The 17,703-nt window shown below is 53.9% G+C and carries 18 protein-coding genes; 10 read left to right on the top strand and 8 right to left on the bottom strand.

Annotated elements, in window-relative coordinates; all coding sequences use genetic code 11:
• Positions 1-230: 230 nt before the first annotated feature.
• Complete coding sequence (locus AUQ43_RS12205) at positions 231-713, top strand: hypothetical protein (protein ID WP_062956536.1); 483 nt, start codon at positions 231-233, stop codon at positions 711-713.
• A 369-nt stretch (positions 714-1,082) separates the two neighbouring features.
• The gene (locus tag AUQ43_RS12200; protein ID WP_062956535.1) at positions 1,083-1,559 is read left to right on the top strand and encodes a hypothetical protein; all 477 of its coding nucleotides are present in this window, start codon (positions 1,083-1,085) and stop codon (positions 1,557-1,559) included.
• A 25-nt stretch (positions 1,560-1,584) separates the two neighbouring features.
• On the opposite strand, the gene AUQ43_RS12195 is transcribed toward AUQ43_RS12200, so the two are convergent.
• On the bottom strand, positions 1,585-2,385 hold the full coding sequence (locus tag AUQ43_RS12195; protein ID WP_084272090.1) for a helix-turn-helix domain-containing protein: 801 nt from the start codon (positions 2,383-2,385) through the stop codon (positions 1,585-1,587).
• 155 nt (positions 2,386-2,540) lie between these two features.
• Between AUQ43_RS12195 and AUQ43_RS12190 the strand changes: the two genes are divergently transcribed.
• Complete coding sequence (locus tag AUQ43_RS12190; protein WP_114129786.1) at positions 2,541-3,809, top strand: MFS transporter; 1,269 nt, start codon at positions 2,541-2,543, stop codon at positions 3,807-3,809.
• Positions 3,810-3,962: 153 nt separating this feature from the next.
• Positions 3,963-5,924 (top strand): bifunctional 2',3'-cyclic-nucleotide 2'-phosphodiesterase/3'-nucleotidase, encoded by a 1,962-nt coding sequence (locus tag AUQ43_RS12185; RefSeq protein ID WP_062956534.1) that lies wholly within the window; start codon positions 3,963-3,965, stop codon positions 5,922-5,924.
• A gap of 92 nt (positions 5,925-6,016) precedes the next feature.
• On the opposite strand, the gene AUQ43_RS12180 is transcribed toward AUQ43_RS12185, so the two are convergent.
• Positions 6,017-6,457 (bottom strand): GcrA family cell cycle regulator, encoded by a 441-nt coding sequence (locus AUQ43_RS12180; protein WP_062956533.1) that lies wholly within the window; start codon positions 6,455-6,457, stop codon positions 6,017-6,019.
• A gap of 199 nt (positions 6,458-6,656) precedes the next feature.
• Here AUQ43_RS12180 and AUQ43_RS12175 point away from each other — a divergent pair, with 199 nt between their 5' ends.
• The 3 genes from AUQ43_RS12175 (at position 6,657) to AUQ43_RS12165 (ending at position 8,502) form a co-directional block, all read left to right on the top strand.
• Positions 6,657-7,319, top strand: a complete 663-nt coding sequence (locus AUQ43_RS12175) for an NnrU family protein (RefSeq protein ID WP_062956532.1) — start codon at positions 6,657-6,659, stop codon at positions 7,317-7,319.
• Between the two features lie 136 nt (positions 7,320-7,455).
• The gene (locus tag AUQ43_RS12170; RefSeq protein ID WP_062957274.1) at positions 7,456-7,917 is read left to right on the top strand and encodes a hypothetical protein; all 462 of its coding nucleotides are present in this window, start codon (positions 7,456-7,458) and stop codon (positions 7,915-7,917) included.
• A gap of 102 nt (positions 7,918-8,019) precedes the next feature.
• Positions 8,020-8,502 (top strand): hypothetical protein, encoded by a 483-nt coding sequence (locus tag AUQ43_RS12165; RefSeq protein WP_062956531.1) that lies wholly within the window; start codon positions 8,020-8,022, stop codon positions 8,500-8,502.
• A gap of 92 nt (positions 8,503-8,594) precedes the next feature.
• On the opposite strand, the gene AUQ43_RS12160 is transcribed toward AUQ43_RS12165, so the two are convergent.
• The 5 genes from AUQ43_RS12160 to AUQ43_RS12145 form a co-directional block, all read right to left on the bottom strand.
• On the bottom strand, positions 8,595-9,458 hold the full coding sequence (locus AUQ43_RS12160) for an NUDIX hydrolase family protein (protein ID WP_062956530.1): 864 nt from the start codon (positions 9,456-9,458) through the stop codon (positions 8,595-8,597).
• 59 nt (positions 9,459-9,517) lie between these two features.
• On the bottom strand, positions 9,518-9,844 hold the full coding sequence (locus AUQ43_RS12155; protein WP_062956529.1) for a hypothetical protein: 327 nt from the start codon (positions 9,842-9,844) through the stop codon (positions 9,518-9,520).
• A 194-nt stretch (positions 9,845-10,038) separates the two neighbouring features.
• Positions 10,039-10,161: a hypothetical protein gene (locus AUQ43_RS20630; RefSeq protein WP_255356118.1), complete on the bottom strand. Its 123-nt coding sequence runs from the start codon at positions 10,159-10,161 to the stop codon at positions 10,039-10,041.
• A gap of 218 nt (positions 10,162-10,379) precedes the next feature.
• Positions 10,380-12,809 (bottom strand): EAL domain-containing protein, encoded by a 2,430-nt coding sequence (locus AUQ43_RS12150; protein ID WP_062956528.1) that lies wholly within the window; start codon positions 12,807-12,809, stop codon positions 10,380-10,382.
• A 195-nt stretch (positions 12,810-13,004) separates the two neighbouring features.
• The gene (locus AUQ43_RS12145; RefSeq protein WP_062956527.1) at positions 13,005-14,033 is read right to left on the bottom strand and encodes a M23 family metallopeptidase; all 1,029 of its coding nucleotides are present in this window, start codon (positions 14,031-14,033) and stop codon (positions 13,005-13,007) included.
• A 178-nt stretch (positions 14,034-14,211) separates the two neighbouring features.
• On the opposite strand from AUQ43_RS12145, the gene AUQ43_RS12140 reads away from it, so the two are divergent.
• Positions 14,212-15,003, top strand: coding sequence for a sterol desaturase family protein (locus tag AUQ43_RS12140; RefSeq protein WP_062956526.1), 792 nt, complete (start codon positions 14,212-14,214; stop codon positions 15,001-15,003).
• 15 nt (positions 15,004-15,018) lie between these two features.
• Here the strand turns inward: AUQ43_RS12140 and AUQ43_RS12135 are convergent, their stop codons facing one another.
• On the bottom strand, positions 15,019-15,810 hold the full coding sequence (locus AUQ43_RS12135) for a class I SAM-dependent methyltransferase (protein WP_062956525.1): 792 nt from the start codon (positions 15,808-15,810) through the stop codon (positions 15,019-15,021).
• A 296-nt stretch (positions 15,811-16,106) separates the two neighbouring features.
• On the opposite strand from AUQ43_RS12135, the gene AUQ43_RS12130 reads away from it, so the two are divergent.
• Positions 16,107-16,544 carry a MaoC family dehydratase gene (locus AUQ43_RS12130; protein ID WP_062956524.1) on the top strand — a complete coding sequence of 146 codons (438 nt, stop codon included), beginning with the start codon at positions 16,107-16,109 and terminating at the stop codon, positions 16,542-16,544.
• Between the two features lie 128 nt (positions 16,545-16,672).
• Positions 16,673-17,629, top strand: coding sequence for a bifunctional riboflavin kinase/FAD synthetase (locus AUQ43_RS12125; protein ID WP_062956523.1), 957 nt, complete (start codon positions 16,673-16,675; stop codon positions 17,627-17,629).
• Positions 17,630-17,703 lie beyond the last annotated feature (74 nt).

The following is a 17,703-nucleotide window of genomic DNA, read 5'->3' as shown; positions in this document are numbered from 1 at the left end:
CGTCAATGACTTAGTGCTGCTCACCCTAACCGAAAGGACAAGTCAATCTGATGCGGGTTTTGCCACAATCTGTCGATCTTGGACGCTATGCATATTCTTTTGGACGCCTCGTGCATCGGGGTTGCAATCACCATGTTAGACTTATGAAAAATTTGACCGGCCTCTGATCAGAACAAAATAACGAGGGCCGGTGTTATCAGTGTGACGTGATATTTTCTCTGGGGGAAAATATGGATTTGATTGAGATGCCGTCAGCGCGACCAAAATCGTGCGCGCATAAACGTGATTACGACCGCACAGAAAGGGCCGTTTCGTCAAACGTGCCTGACGCCAAAGCGTCGAACGCGCATAGCGATCGTTCACCCAAAATTGCCAATACAGAATTTGGCGGACCTGATGGCGAGACACTCGCGCCGCTCGCGCGGATGATCTTCGTTCTTGAGGGTATGCGGTCTTGTGCCAATGACAAGGTATTGTCAGCACTAAAGGCCGATAGCGATGAAATGGCAGGGGACAACCAAAGTTCCCCGACGCAATCTGAGACCGCAACAGGTTGGGCTCCTGGCGTTATGGCGGACATTCAAAGCATGTTCGAATGTGACTGGACCCCGGAACCGAACAGGCGCGAAAGTGCAAAGCTGTTCGGGACGACCATCATTCCGGTGAATGATACAGGATCTTCGGCCGATCATTCGGAAACACGACGAAACTAGTATCCCGAAACCTTGTGGCAGCAGCGCCAAGGCGCGCCATCTGAGGCGTCGCAAAGCATCTTTTGTGTGCTCGATAGGTGCAAATCGTCCATTTTCTGGATGATTTGCATATCTATTTGGATGAAATGTGCATCGGGACAAAGAAACTCTGGGTAGTATGTTTCGCAATAATAAAACACATGTCCGTTCACAGAGTGGGAAGATCTGCGTTCATGTAAGGGCATGAATATCAGTGAAGCTTAATGTTTTTCTCTGGGGTTAGATATGATGTCTTGTGCACCACATCCGGCACGCCGGAAGGGAGAAGTCCATTGTCGCAGTAAGGGCCGTGATTGGGGACCGAATAGCCACATTCTTCCCGGGCGTCGCGTGAATGAACCTAATCATCAGGCATGGAAGTATCTGGTCGAAACTGACGCCGATGATGATGATGAGCCTTCTGAAGCGGCAATTGACGCGGTGTTTTCCGATTATATTGACGAAGCTTCAGTCGCGGTAACGCGAACCTTCGAAGACAGTTTCAGAATGCTGAAGTCTGTAATGGAGATGATGGCCTTTATAGAAGGGCTCCGTGTCAGGCGTCATGACGGGGCAATTGCACCGACAGCTGATAGACGCCTTGATCGTCTCTGCAATGAAAAGTCTTCCGGTCAGAATGACCAAACTTCGCCATACCGACAAAGCGGTTGGTCGTCAGAATTGATGGTCCAGCTCCACAATATGTGTGCGACCGGGCAGAACCCCCGGCCTGATCACTTCAATGTAACAGAGCGCTACGGAACCTACCTTGAACCTGATCACGAGATTCTGCCGCCACAATCGCCCGTGACGAGATACAAAAACTAGATTCCGAACCCCAAGAAATCCAGCCTTAACGGAAATAGCCGCCTGGCGTTCGGCCTGTTGCCTTGCGAAACATCGCGATGAAAGCTGACGGGGTTTCGTACCCCAGATCAAGGGCGATTTCCGTGACGGGCCGGTCATTGGCAAGTTTTTCAAGCGCATGCAGCAAGCGAAGCTTTTGCCGCCATTCACGAAACGGCATGCCTGTTTCGCGTTGGAAAAGGCGTGCCAGAGTGCGGCTGGATGCGCCGCAAATCTTTGCCCAATCTTCAAGTGTGCGGTTGTCGGCCGGATCGCCTTGCAGATGATCGCAAATGCGGGCCAGTCGGGCATCCTTGGGCGCTGGCAGATAAAGCTTGTCCTGATCGGGGGCCTTGATCTGATCAAGCAACACACGGATCAGGCGGCCTTCTTCACCGTTTTCATCATATTCGACCGGAATTTCTGTGGCCGCCCGAATGAGTTCACGCAAAAGCGGGCTGACTTCCAGTACCATGCAGCGATCAGGCAGGTTTGCGGCGACGTCCCGACCGATATAAAGGTGGCGCGCACGCGTAAAGCCCGTGCAGGTCACGGCATGCTGGGTATGGGGTGGAACCCATACCGCGCGTTGTGGTGGGACAACCCACATGCCCGCCTCTGTCACCACGGTCATCGTTCCTTCAATCGCATATAGAAGCTGGTTCCAGTCATGGCTGTGTGCGGCAACATGATAGCCAGCGGGCATATCGCTTACCCTGACATAAACCGCGCGCGGCAATTCGCGTGGGCGGGGCACCTTGTTGTGGTGTTCCGGGCGTCCGTCAAAGGTATTGAGGATATGAACCATGGTGTGGTGAAGCTCAAAACTGTCTTTATTGCGATATATATTGTCAGATTACCGTAAGACAGACGCATCGGACAGGTTTAACTTGGTCGCATTCCAAAGCTCACAAAACGCGACGTGACGTGCGCCACCCATGCGGTCATGTCCCAGGAGAAGAAATGTCCAAGGAAATCATCCCGGAAGCCAGCAACCATGCAGCCCCACTTGGCGATACCACCGACGCGCCCGCAGCACCGGTTTATAAAGGCTGGCGCAATCCAGAAGTCCTGCTGATCGTGATGGCGGCTGCCATGCCACTGTCGTTTTCGACATGGATGGCGCTTTTGAACAACTTTTCGGTCGAAATGGCCGATTTCACCGGGCGCGAGATTGGCATCCTGCAATCGCTTCGTGAAATCCCGGGTTTCCTAGCCTTTACCGCTATTTTTGTCCTGCTGGTTTTGCGTGAACAGACATTTGCCGTGCTGTCATTGCTGGTCCTTGGCATTGGTGTTGCGATTTCTGGCTATTTCCCGACGGTGATCGGGCTTTATTGCACGACAGTCTTGATGTCGATTGGTTTTCACTACTTTGAAACCATGCAGCAGGCCTTGTCCCTGCAATGGGTGCGCAAGGATCGAACTGCCATGGTCATGGGGCGGCAGCTCTCGGCGAAGTCGATTTCGTCGCTGGTGATGTTTGGCATGGTCTGGGTGATGCTCGAAGTCTTTGCCGTTGAATATCGCTATGTCTATCTGTTCGGCGGGGCATTGACGGTCCTTGCAGCCCTGTTTGTCTGGGGGGCTTTCCCGAAATTTTCCGATGCCCATCCGCAAACCAAGAAGCTGATCCTGCGCAAACGTTATTGGCTTTACTATGCCCTGACCTTCATGAGCGGCGCACGTCGTCAGATCTTTACCGTCTTTGCCGGTTTTCTGATGGTCGAAAAGTTCGGATATGACGCGGCAACCATTACGCTGCTTTATCTGCTAAACCACGTGATCAACATGTTCCTCGCGCCAAAGATCGGCAAGATGATCGGCAAATGGGGCGAACGACGTGCTTTGGTCTTTGAATATGTGGGTCTGTTCATTGTTTTCGTATCCTACGCCTTTGTCGAAAACCACATTCTGGCCGGTGGTCTGTATGTGATCGACCATTTGTTCTTTGCCCTGGCGATTGCCATCAAGACCTATTTCCAGAAGATTGCCGACCCGGCGGATATTTCTTCGACTGCAGGTGTCAGCTTTACCATCAACCATATTGCGGCGGTCTTTATTCCGGCAGCATTTGGATTGCTATGGCTGATTTCGCCGGGGGCGGTGTTCCTTGCGGGGGCTGGCATGGCGTTCGTGTCGCTGGTTCTGGCGCTGAATGTGCCGCATGACCCTGAACCGGGGAACGAGGTTTTGCGCGGTTACAAGTCAACCGCAGTGCAGCCTGCTTGACTGGCATATGTATTCAAGAACGTAAACGCCTGTCCTGTGTGGCAGGCGTTTCTGTTTGTGTTTGCCGTGGCTTTTTCGCAAAATCTTCAAAACCCCGCCACTTGAACGGGATTAAAGTTTGATGGTTTCACGCATCAGCAGGGATACGAATTAATGGCATTTACTTACAAAAACATGATCCGGGTTACCGGAGTTTCACTGGCATTTGCACTGGCAAGCGGCACGGCACTGGCCGATAGCACCGTATCGCTGCGCATTCTTGAGACCACCGATATTCACACGCATTTGGTCAATTATGATTATTACCGCGACGGAGAGTCTGACACGGTCGGGCTGGCAAAGGTTGCAACCCTGCTGAAAACGGCGCGCGGCGAGGCGGAAAATGTTGTCTTCATCGATAATGGCGACCTCATTCAGGGCAATCCGCTTGGCGATTACATGGCCAAGGAACGCGGCCTGAAAAAGGGTGAAATCCATCCGGTTTTCAAGGCGATGAATTTGCTTGATTACGATGCTGCCAATATCGGCAACCACGAATTCAATTATGGGCTGGAGTTCCTCGACAACTCGATCGCAGGGGCAAATTTCCCTTATGTCAGCGCCAACGTCTTTGTCGATGATGGCGATGGCAATGCCGAGAATGACAAACCCTATTTCGACCCGTACGTGATCCTTGATCGTGAATTTACCGACAAGGATGGCAACGTTCACAAGGCCAAAGTCGGCGTGATCGGGTTCGTGCCGCCACAAATCATGCAATGGGACAAGGCCAATCTTGAAGGTCAGGTGATTTCCAAGGATATCGTCGAGATGGCCGAAAGGTATGTCCCGGAGATGCGCGAAAAGGGCGCGGATATTGTCATTGCCGTTCCGCATTCCGGCCTTTCGACCATGGCGCGCACCGGCATGGAAGAAAACGCCACCTATTATCTGTCAAAGGTGGACGGTATTGATGCGATCCTGTTTGGGCATGCGCATACGGTGTTCCCGTCTGACGCCTTTTCTGACCTCGAAGGTGTCGACCTTGCCAAGGGCACCATTAATGGTGTGGCTGCCGTCATGCCGGGCTTTTGGGGTAGCCATCTGGGTGTGATTGACCTGACGCTGAATGTGTCTGATTCCGGTGAATGGAGCGTGGTCGACAGCCTGTCCGAAGCCCGTGCAATTTATCAGCGCGAAGGCCGCACGGTAACCCCGCTGGTCGAAGCCGATCCCGAGATTGTCGCAGCGGTCAAGCAAGAGCACGAAGCCACCATTGCCTATATGCGCGAGGGTGTGGGGACGACATCTGCCCCGATCAACAGCTTCTTTGCGCTGGTGGCTGATGACCCGTCAATCCAGATCGTAACCAACGCGCAGAAATGGTATCTTGAGAAGATCCTGAATGGATCGGAATATGACGGCATCCCGATCCTGTCGGCCGGTGCACCGTTCAAGGCCGGCGGGCGCGGTGGCCCGGACTATTTCACTGACATTCCCGAAGGCAAGATCGCGCTCAAGAACGTTGCTGATCTTTACATTTATCCGAACACGGTCCGTGCCGTGTTGCTAGATGGTGATCAGGTGCGCGAATGGCTCGAAATGTCGGCAGGGCAGTTCAATCAGATTGATCCGACCAGCAGTGAAGAGCAGATGCTGATCAATCCCGACTTTCCGACCTACAATTTTGATGTGATTGATGGCGTGACCTATCAGATCGATGTCACCAAGCCTGCGCGCTATAACAAGGCGGGCGAGGTCGTGAACCCGGAAAGTCACCGGATCATCAATCTGCAATTCGAAGGCAAAGCGGTCACGGCAGATCAACAATTCATTGTTGCGACCAACAATTACCGTGCTGGCGGTGGCGGGAATTTCCCGGCACTTGATGGATCGACCATCATTGTCGAAGCCCCGGACGAAAACCGTACGGTGCTGGCCAATTACATCCTGACGGAAAAGGCAATTGATCCCAAGGCTGATGGCAACTGGACCTTTGCCCCGATCGGCGAGGCGTCAAAGGTTACCTTTGTCACCAGCCCCAAGGCATCCGGTGCTGCCAATGCCCCGGCCAATATCAGCTTTGTGGGTGAAGATGCCGATGGCTTCGCGAAATACGTCCTGCAAAGCAAGTAAGGCAGCCAGATAAACCCAAAGCAAACAAAGGCCGCCCTGATGAAAGGGCGGCTTTTGGATTTTGTCCGAATGGTTTGAAACCGGGACCGGACTTATTTCTTTGCTGCGGCCTGAGGACCCTTTTGGTTCGGGCCCCCCTGTTGTGCAGGCGGATTATCTTCGCGCGGGTTTTTGCCGTTCAGATAGGCCTGCGCGCAATGCTCATCGCAATACGGTTTGCTAGGCACGATTTTTTTGCCACAGAAATGGAAGTCATCATCACCCGGATCACCAAACGGCCAGCGGCACATGCCCGGGCCCAGATCAAAGATCGAAATGCCTTTGGTCTGCTGTTTTGGGGCCGGTGCCTTTTTCTGTTCTGCTTCCTCGGCACGGCGCTGGATCGGGGACGGGCGTTTGGGCAGCCCAAGGCGATGTGCCTTGCCGACGACGGCATTCTTGCCAACGCCGAGTTCCTCTCCGATACGTGCCGTGGTCCAGCCCTGATTCCAGAGCGAGGTCAGCAATTCAATCTTTTCCGGCGTCCAGCTCATTTCGAGTATATTCCGTATATCTTTAACTGCCCGTCGGAGTATCCGTGGGCAAGGGCTTGTTGTTCTATGTCAAACAGGGGTACAGAGGTATCCCCTAATATCGCGTAACGCAAGGGCCTTGGAGATTCGCATCCTGCTCCGAGCGCGCGAACAGGGCAATTTGCATGTTGAGGCCGTATTGTAAAGAGGGGATCGTGTTTTGACCTGGTTTTTCGTGGCCGTAGCGGTTTTTCTTGCGGGGCACATTATTCCGGGCATCCTGCGCGAAAGGCTTGTTCGGTGGGTCGGATATCGTACCTATATCTTTGGCTTTTCGGTCTTGTCGCTTTTCCTGTTTGGTTGGGTGCTTCACGAAGTTCTCGTCGCGGAGTCGTTTTTCCTTTGGGGGTATCAACCCTGGCAAGCGCAGCTTCTTGTCATTGTAATGCTGCCTGCCTGTATTTTGTGGGCCAGCGCCATTCTTCAACCCTGTCCGTTGTCAATCGGACGAAAAACCGGATTTGACCCGGCCAGACCCGGGATCAACCGTTTTTGCCGCCATCCCTTGTTGCTGGGCATGATCATCTGGGGGATCGGGCACATGATTGCGAATGGGGATCTGGTTGCCGTGCTGTTCTTTGGCGGCAGTGCTGCGTTTGCCCTGATCGGGTTCTGGCGTATGGAGAAAATCCGTCTGAGGGCCGTCGCACCTGAACAACAGGCTGTTTGGCTTGGCGCGACCCGTCGCTTTGATCCGTCCGCATTGTTTCACGGTGCGATCGGGTGGCGTGATGTGCTTGCCGGGACTGTGAGTTACCTTCTGATCCTGTTTGGGCATGGTCATGTGATTGGCGTTAATCCGCTTGACATGGCAGGTTGGTAGGACTGGGTTGAACGGGTCTGATTGCAAGGCTTGTCAGTCAAGGAATTGAAAGAGATACTAGGGCGTGAACGTAGCAGAGCTGCGTTGGCCCGGTTTGCTGTGTTGGATGGCAAAGGGCAGTTTCAAGCGAGGTAACATGACGTCTCCTCAACTTGCGAGCAATCTGGCCAAATTCGCAGAAATGGAAGGTCGCCATCCGCGCCTTCTGTTGGCGACTGCATCCTCGGTCGAAGAAAAGCATCACAAGCAGGTCGCGACCCTGTTTGCCGATGGCGGGTTTGACGTTGATGTCGCACCCGGTCACTCGGATGCACAATCCATCGTAAGGCAGGTCATTGATTGCGATGCCGATATGCTGGTTCTGATCAGAACATCCCTGACGGCAGAGGACCGGGTGAGTGTTGCTGATCTGATTGCAGGTCTTGATGCGCTGGACGGTGAATACGTCAAGGTTGGCATCGTTGGCCATTCAGACGACCCGGCGGCAAGCAACGTTGATTTTGTTTGTGATCTTGAACATCTGCAAACAAGCGATTGCGAGGCCCTGATCGATTATATTTTGGCAGTTGAAGAAGGCCGGGTGGCTCAGCATATTTAGAACATTGATAAAATCCGCAATCCAGCGGGGCAATGTTTTCGAAACTCTTTTGGCGCATAATAGTTGTGCGTCAATTCAGGCTGCTAAACCAAGGATGAATGGATGGGATTGCTCAAGGAAACGCTGATGCGCGTCTTTGTCGGCAAAAAGGGCCGGGACGCGATTCAAGCTTATAACGATGCGCAATCCCTGCATGTGCGTGACAGTGCGACGGCTGAGCAAACAGCAGCTCAGGCGCGTCAGGCACGGCGCATAGAAGACCGCGCCCTTGCCCATCAGGACGAAGGCATGTCAGTCGAAGAGGCGCGTGCGCTTGCGCTTGCCGAAACGCTGACCGAACAGGCCGAAGCGCCGCATACCGAAATCATGAAGGCGCTGAATGCTGCTGACGCCAAACTTGGCAAAAAGAAAAGCAAGATCGCAACGCCCGAGGATGAACGCCGTCAGGAGCTGATTGCCGAGGCGGTAAAGGCATTGCGCAGCAAGCAAAGTGATCTTGATAAGCTTGACCCGGACTTGCGCGCCAAACTGACCGTCATGGCCGTTGGCGCATTGATGGGCGGACCAAACACCCCAAGGCAGTAACCAGACTGACATGCGCCTGACAGATGGCACCACCCTCACCCCTGGGCCGGATCGGTGCCGTTGTCTTGATCGTGGGCTTTCAAACGCCTGGTTTATGGGGCGAGGCTGCGGTGAAGCCCTGTGACGAGATCGCAATAGGACGGCTCGTTATCGGCGGTTAGCTGACCCTGACGTATCAGGAAGTCAATGACCACCAGCGCGCAGTTGAACTTGAAGTCAAACCCGGTGCGGACGATCTCGGCGACCTCGGCGATCGGAAGCAGATCAAACTGTGCGACTTCGCCATCGGCACAATGCGGCACGAAGTCTTCTGGCAATTCCAGATCGAAATTGACCATCACATCGGGTTTCAACCCTTCGTCGGTTTCATACAGATAGGACACCGTGCCGATCGCAACGATCTTTTCGGCAAGGCTAGTCGGAATACCGGCTTCTTCGGCGCATTCCTTGATCATGTTTTCACGAAAGCCAAGCCCGGTCGGCTGGCCGCCAGCGACCATGTTATCAAGCATGCCGGGATAGGTCGGCTTGTCCATGGCACGCTTGGCAATCCACATGTGAATGCCATCTGCCTTGCGCACAAAGCCGTTCATATGGACGCCCCACGACCGGCAACCAAAATAGGGCATGGCAAACCGGTCAAGCTGACAAAGCGGGTCATCGGCCAGATGATTGCGAATATCAAACTTTTCGCCGTGCAACTGCTTGATCACGCCTTGCTGACACAGGGTGCTGGTCGCTTCGATCAGGGTCTGGTTACGTGCATCAATGGTCTTGATATGCGGGGCAAACCCGTACTCGCCATTCTCGTCACGGATAAAGTTCCCGTCGAGCCCCGTGAGCGCAGTGGCAAAGTCGGATCGGATCGCCCCGACCGGAAGGCCGTCAATCCTGAAACGGGCATAGCGCGACAGATTGGCGTTGTTGCACGCATGGATATGATCAAGATAGGCCAAGTCGAACTCCTGTCGGCAAGGGCGCTGCCAGATGTTGCAGCGCCGCGCACCGACACAGCCTACGCGCTAAGCGCAGAGTTTGAATAGCCTTTTTCCGAGGTTAGAACTGTATTCACATGGATGATCTGACGCAGGCAGCGCGCGATGTGCTCGGCCACTTTGGTTTCAAGTTGCTGGACCTGAATGTCGATCTGAAGCTCTTCATAGCCGCGCAGCCCATCAGCGACGGTTGAGTGCCAGCTGGCGGGAACAAGGTTGCGCTTGGCAAACAGTTCAAGAACGCGCGGCATGACATCAGGTTCGGCCGCGGCGTGGACAGAAAAACAGTAAACGGATTTTGGGGTATGTGCGTCCTGTGTGGACGCAGCAAATGCATGATCGGTCATGACAATGCTCACAGAAATTCAGTGCATCAAAAAGGCGAACAGATACGTCCCGGTGTCCTTAGACAACCGGGCTGATAATTCGCGCAATAATGACCGAGAAGATGCTGTGATGCGTCATGAAGCTATTTAAAACAGGGTCTTTTCAAAGCCGGAAGGTTTGAAAGGTCATGCAGATGATGAAAGCGGAAACTGGATCAGATAACCAGAAGCGATGCGATGACGGCCAGAATGGTACCGGCGAACAGGATTTCCATCGAACGGGCGATCTGCTGTTCACGGGCAATGGCGATTGCAACGGCTTTACGCTTATTCATCATGTTTACTCCGTCTTATGACAGGTAGTGTCAATGTGCCGGGCTCGGCACACGTCAAATATAGGCAGGCAAAAGGGCGAGTTACAAGGGTCCAGAGTCAAAAAACGTCAAAAAACTTTCAACCTCATGGAAAAGGTAACGTTTTTGATGCGTGTTTTGTCACAAATTCCATTCGTTCCAGATAAAACCGTTACCTTGCGCAAGGCTGGGTAGTCTGGTCCTCAGACAGTTTCAAAGCCGGGGCCTCGATTCGCTGGTTTTGTCGGGGTTTCCGTGTGGTTTACGACGTGCCAGTAATCCTTGATCGGTTTGGGATGGCCGTACTTGTAGCCTTGCACCGAGCTGCAATGATGATCGGTCAGGAAACTAACCTGCTCGTCTGTTTCAACGCCCTCGGCAATGACATCAAGGTGAAGATCATGGCCAAGGTTAATGACAGCGCGGACAATCGCAATGGCCTGGTCGTTACTGATCAGTTTCTTGATAAAGGATTGATCAATCTTGATGCGGTCTACAGGGAAATTCTGCAAGGTGGCCAGCGATGAATAACCCGTCCCGAAATCGTCCATGGCGATACGCACGCCAAGTTTCTTGATATCGGACAGTATCTTCATTGACCGTGCCGGGTTGTGAATAAGTGCTGTTTCTGTGACTTCCAGTTCAAGGCGTTTCGGATCGAGCCCCGTTTCAGCCAGTATTTCGGCAACCAGTTCAGGCAATTCATGCTTTTGCAATTGCACGGCCGACATGTTGACCCCGATGCCAAGCGGGTTCTTCCAGCTTGCCGCTTCCTGGCACGCCGTTCTGAGAACCCATTCGCCCAGCTGCACGATCAGGCCAGTTTCCTCGGCAATCGGGATGAAGCGGCCCGGTGGGATCGAACCCATTTCCGGATCTGTCCAACGCAGCAGCGCTTCGAATGAATTAATGACTTTGCCATCCGTGTCGCATTGCGGCTGGTAATATAGTTCCAGCTGGCCGCTATCCATTGCTTTGCGAAGGTTCGATGAAAGCTGGCGCTTGAAACGGTATTCTTCATCCATCTCCGGCGAATAGAACACCATGTCATTGCCACCTGATTGCTTGACGCGATACATCGCAAGATCAGCGTGGAAAAGGATGCTTTCGGCGTCGTCCCCATCCGATGGATAATGCGCGATCCCGATACTTGATGACAGTTTTGCCCGGTGTTCGGCGTTGATAAAGACCGGTATCGCAACGCAATCAAGGATCTGTTGCGCAACTTCACGTGACCGCGCAATAACCCCATCCATGTCCGAGCGCGTCTGATGATGCAGCAAGGCGACAAACTCGTCTCCGCCAACGCGTGCGATCACGACATCGTCGCTAAACAGTTTCGACAGGCGCTCACCCAGTTCACGCAGGGCATGATCACCGGCAATATGGCCAAAGCTGTCATTCAGTTCCTTGAAGTGATCGAAATCGATACACATCACCGTTACAGGCGTCCAGGTTTCGTCCGATTCTGCAAGCGCTTCGCTCAGATGGTCGTTGAATGTTGTCCGGTTCAAAAGTGTTGTCAGGGAATCATGTTCCGCCAGGAACCGTATGTGGTGTTCGGCGGCATACCGTTCGCGCAGATCGCGCAAGCCAAATATTACCGTGGCGTCGGATATTTCATCTGCAGGAATTTCGCGGCGAACAACTTCGACCGGTATTTCGGTGCTATGCGACCATGACAGGTTGGTTTCGATATAGCTGATCTCGCCGGACTGAAAAGCAGGCGGGGTATCCGCAAGCCATTCGGCCAGAAAATCCTGATCAAGGATTTCGGCGCGGGTCACATCAACAAGTTTCAGGAAGCTGTCATTGGCATCAATCACACGCCCATTCTGGGTCAATACAAGTGCTTCGATTGCTGAATCGCCCAAAATGCGCATGCGATTGCGGACATGATCACGCAACTGTCGATCAACAAGCGCTGTGACAAAGCCGATGGCAATTAGCAAAATCGCGACAACTGCAACGCCAATAGCAAGGTAGTCCTGCGATATAAGCTGGGTCGGCACCGGCACGGTCGGATCAGGCGTGATCACCAGTGCGCCCATTGCGCTGAAATGCATGGTGGCAACGGCAATGGTCAGGTTGACCTTGCCCAGCAGCTTTTGGCGTTCGGTTTGTGCTGATCGCGCAAGCCAAAGGGAAATCATCCCGAACACGGCCCCCATCAAGATCGCGCCAATCACGATATCCATGTGCCAGCTGATGACGCCCGGGACACGGATTGCCGACATGCCGGTAAAGTGCATGGCTGAAATGCCAAGACCGACAACAAGCCCGCCAACAATGCGCGAAAGCAAAAGATTTGGCCCAATGACCGATGCAATGGCAAAACCGGCGGTCGTTGCCGCAATCGCGATCAAGAGTGAAACGGCGGTCAGGACCGGTTCATAGCCGACAGGTACAACCGGGTCATAAGACAGCATCGCAATGAAATGCGTCGCCCAGATGCTCCCCCCGGTGACGACACCGGTTAAAAACAGCCATGCGATTTTCTGACGAAGGCGCCCGATACAGGCACGCGCATACATGTTGAACGCCGTATGGATGCCAGCCAGTCCAATCAGGAGGGCAATTATGACCAGAACGATATCGTGCTGGTTGGCCAGACAGTCATATATCCTGTACATGCACGTGCCGATTCTGTGATTTATTCAATAGTTTCAATAACTATTGCTATTTGCTGTTGTAATTTTAAATCGGCCGACACAGGTGAGGCAACCTAAAACGGATTTTTCGGCGTTCGTCCGACTGGTCAGTCTGACTGGTCCGCTAAGTGGGTGCTGGCGACGATGGCACGGGCTTGGCCGATGATCGGACACCGCCTAGCGGATGACGACGTCGCTTTGACCAATCAGGCGGGGGGGATTGTCACCGCGGGTAAAGGTGACCTCACCATGATACGTTCCCGCCGGCCAGCGGCTTCCCGGCCGGTCCATATTGATAAAGAACCATTTTGCACGGGGGCCTGCATCATTGGGCAAATCAATTACGAAATCCCGGTGCCCACCTTTTCCGTCTGGCGTTTGCATGCTCATACGGATGACGTCGCCGTCATTGGCCCCGATAAGATAGGCCCAGAAATAAAGGCCGGGGCTGGTGCTTGGCAGTTCCTTGTCCTTGCCATAGCCGCGCTTGAGATCGGATGCCGTCGGGCGCGCCATCGAAAATCCATGCCCATAAAGCGAGATTTCGTTATAGCCCAGCTGTGCACGTGCTTCGGGCGTCCAGAGTGCAGCATTCTCAACCCTGCAATCATTCGGGTTGCTTGCACCCATGTTCGTGCCGCTGAACGGATCAACAAGATTGCCATCCTTGCGCAGGTTGAAATGCAGGTGCGGGAAGGTTGCCTGGCCAGAAAGTCCGATCCGTCCGATCACCTGACCCCGGCTGACACGGTCGCCTTGCTTCACGGCAACCCAGTTGCGGCGCAGATGGCAATACTGGCTTTGCCAGCCGTCATCGTGATCAATCAGGATGCCATTCCCGCATTCGATGCCCTCGAGACTGTTTGGGGATATACGCCCGGAATCAATATCCTCGACCCCTTCGCGAAGCGCCCTGACAGTGCCATCGGCAATGGCGCGCACAGACACACCTTCAAGCATCGTGGCCTCGTCAGGAATGGCGAAGTCCGTGCCGCGATGACCATCATAGGTCGTGGTCCCGCAAGCATAATCACGAATTTGCGGGCCCGGATCGTGGTCCACGTAATGCACGATGTCGCACGTATTGTCGGCACAATCGACCGGCAGATCAAACGGCGGTCCATCTGCAAGGGCGATGCTGCCAAAGGACAGGGTCGCGAACACCGAAAGAAAGAGTGTCCGAAAAGATCCTGATCGTTCTGGCATAAGGCCCCCTGTATTGAATTTTGGTCACTGCACGCAGGCTATTTAGCGTGAATCGCCTTTTTCTAACATAAAGGTGATGGCGCTGCGACCTGCAAGATATTGTTTGTATGTTGCGTTATCCGCTATCACTTCAAGATGGCAACTATGAACACGATCTCATCACGCAAGGCAGGATGAAATGGATCAGAGCGGATTATTTCGGCTGGGTATCTTTGCCGCCATTCTGGCGGTGATGGCCTTGTGGGAGGCCGTGGCACCCTATCGCCCCAAGGAAGCCGTGCGTCGCCCGCTGCGCTGGCTGACCAATTTTGGTCTTTTGTTGCTCAGTGCTGCTCTGGCACGCTTCACCATTGGGGCTGCGATGATTGCAACCGCGATCTGGGCGCAGTCAAATGGTCTGGGGTTGAATAACCTTGTCGGTCTGCCGGGTGTTCTGGCGGGGCTGGTCACAATTGTCGTTCTGGATTGTGCGGTTTACTGGCAGCACCGTCTGACACATATCGTGCCGATATTCTGGCGGTTTCATCGTGTGCATCACTGCGATACTGAATTCGATGTTTCAACGGCTGTGCGTTTTCATCCGTTCGAGATCGTTGTATCGGCGCTTTACAAGTCGTTCTTTGTGTTGCTGATCGGTGCCGATCCGTGGGCGGTCGTGATTTACGAAAGCATGCTCAGCGGCTTTGCCCTGTTTAATCACGGCAATGTGCATCTGCCCAAAAGCCTTGATCGCAGCCTCAGGCTGTTGATCGTGACACCCGACATGCATCGGGTTCACCATTCCAGTGTGATGCGCGAAACCAACAGCAACTACGGCAATATCCTCTCGGTCTGGGATCGGCTGTTTGTCAGCTATATTGACCATACCAAGGTCAATGATCACGACATGCAGATTGGCCTCAAGGAATTCCGCGACAAGGACAGCCAGAGTTTGCTGGGTGTTCTTTGGATGCCTTTTGGTCGTCGCTGATCCCGGCGGCGCTGATTACGCTGGTACGACACCGCGCACTGCCATGGCAGAAGCCACCAGGGATCGCCGGCCGTCTGTTTTCCCACCGAGATAGGCCAGACGCGTGGCCTGCTGAATTTCGTAGGCCGTGTCGGCATATTGCCGGTTAAAGAAATTGCGGATCAGGCTGTGTGCCCCCATTAGCGACTGCCAGTAATCATCAAAATCAATGAAATCCATGCGCACGGCCAGGGTTGTAGTATCAATTTCGCCCAATCCCGCATCCGACCACAGATCATAAAGATCATCTTCGTCCTGATAGGGGACGTCGAAAACTTCTTCGCGCAATTTTTCGCCCTCAACCCCGGCCAGAATGGCTGCGGCATCCAGAAACAGGCGGATGAATGTCAATCCGCCCGCACGGTCCCAAACGGACGCGGCGATTTTGCCGTTTGGTTTCGTGACGCGTACCATCTCGGAAACCGCCTTTGCCGGCTCTTCGAGATCATTGACCAACAGCTGCGAGAAGGCCGTATCGAAACTGTTGTTCTCGAACGGCAATGACAATGCATCTCCGGTTTTCAGTTCGATATTTGCTGCTTCCTCACGCAAGGCGTCCGTCAGGTAATCAGGGATCAGGTCAATGCCGACAACCCGCGCATCCGGATAACGGTTGGCCGCAGCCAGGGTCAGACTGCCCGTGCCACATCCGACGTCAACCAACGAACCGCAAGACGGTGCGGCAACAAAGTCCAGAAAGCTGCGCGACAGGCGGCGGCTCCATCGACCCATGGCAATTTCATAGTCGTCTGCAATTGTGTTGTTCATCAGGGGCGTTTCCCAAAGGTTTGTTTTTATAGGGATCAGGGTCCAAACTTATTCACATAGTCGTCCCGGTCATGTGAATAAGTTTGGACCCTAGATCATTGATATCATAGGTGAGTAAGCCCTGATATGTCCCCGTTTCTGACAATTTCAAGCGCCTGCCAATAGGCCATTCGACGAAATAGGCATTGCTCATTTCGAAAAATGCGCAATAAAATTACAAATATTGCATTGCAAAATAATCATAAGCGCGGCATCTGCAATATGAGTGCGCGCAACAGGCAAGGGGTTCCAAGGAAATGAACGAACGTGACGGACTTCAGGGTTTGTATCTCGAAGATCTGGAGATTGGCCTGACAGCAAGCTATGGCAAGACGGTAACGGAAACCGATATTGTCATGTTTGCCGGGATTACCGGTGACACAAACCCGGTGCACCTTAATCAGGATTATGCTGAAACCACCATGTTCGAAGGCCGCATTGCGCACGGCATGCTCTCGGCCGGGTTCATTTCCACTGTCCTTGGCACCCGCCTGCCGGGGCCGGGTACAATTTATCTGTCCCAGAACCTGCAATTCAAGGCACCGGTCCGGATCGGCGATACGGTAACCGCCCGCGTTACTGTGCGCGAAATCATGGCCGGGAAGAAACGCGCAATTCTGGAAACCAATTGCTATGTCGGGGACCGCTGTGTGATCTCGGGCGAAGCAACGGTGATGGTCCCTTCGCGCGGCTAGGGCTGGAAAGCTGCGTTTTTTGTTGGAAAAGTCTTTACGCTTTGGGCCTGCGCCCTATATAGCTGCCTGCTGGATTTGCCGATATGTGATCGGTAGACATGGACCGCAGCAAAGAGAGACCGGCGCGAATGCGCGTTTTTCGATCTTTTGAGAACCTCACCGATGATGCGCGCGGCGCCGTAGTGGCGATCGGCAATTTTGACGGACTGCATCTGGGGCATCAGTCGCTTCTGGATCAGGCCCGTGCAATTGCCCGCGACCTCGGTGCGCCGCTTGCGATCCTGACCTTTGAGCCGCATCCGCGCATGCTGTTTCGTGCCGATGATCCGCCTTTCCGCCTGACCTCGGCCGAGGATCGTGAAACCGCGGCTGGCAGCATTGATATCGATCTGTTCTATGAAGTCGAATTCAACCGTGATTTCGCTGCCATGACCGCCCAGGAGTTCATCGAACGGGTTCTGGTGACGGGACTTGGCGCCAAGCATGTTGTGGTCGGTTGGGATTTCTGCTTTGGCAAGGGCCGTGCAGGCGATGTCGAATTGCTCCGCGCTATTGGCGAAAAATCGGGATTTGGCGTGACGGCGGTAAAGGCTGTGACCCATGACAACGGCATTGTCTATTCCTCGACCGCAATCCGTCAGGCCCTGCGCGAAGGACGCCCGGAAGATGCCAAGCATCTGCTGGGCCGACCTTGGGAAATTGGTGGCGTTGTCGCGCATGGTGATGCGCGTGGCCGCACCATCGGGTTCCCGACAGCCAATGTGCCACTGGGCAATCATCTGCGTCCGAAGTTCGGTGTTTATGCCGTCGAGCTTGGCCTGATTTCCGAGGCGGATGACAGCACCGTGGAACGCTGGGTGCCCGGAGTCGCCAACATTGGCGTGCGGCCAAGCTTTGGCGGCGATGACGATGCTGGCCTCGAAGCGCACCTTTTTGACTTTGATCAGGACATCTATGGCCGCCGGGTGCGCGTGCGCCTGCACGGCTTTATCCGCGGGGAACAGAAGTTCGATGGGCTTGACGCCCTGAAAGCCCAGATCGCGGCAGATGTGATCGCTGCCAAGGATATTCTCGGCAAGATTTGAATTTGTTGACGAACCCGCTATGATCCGCGCGCTTTTCGCAAGATCAGCTTTTCGCGAGATCTCCGGGGGTTCGC

Origin of the sequence: Thalassospira sp. MCCC 1A01148 (genome assembly GCF_001613795.1) — a bacterium.
GTDB lineage: Bacteria > Pseudomonadota > Alphaproteobacteria > Rhodospirillales > Thalassospiraceae > Thalassospira.
Note: the sequence above shows the minus strand (reverse complement) of the source record. Positions and strands in the feature narration are given on the sequence as shown.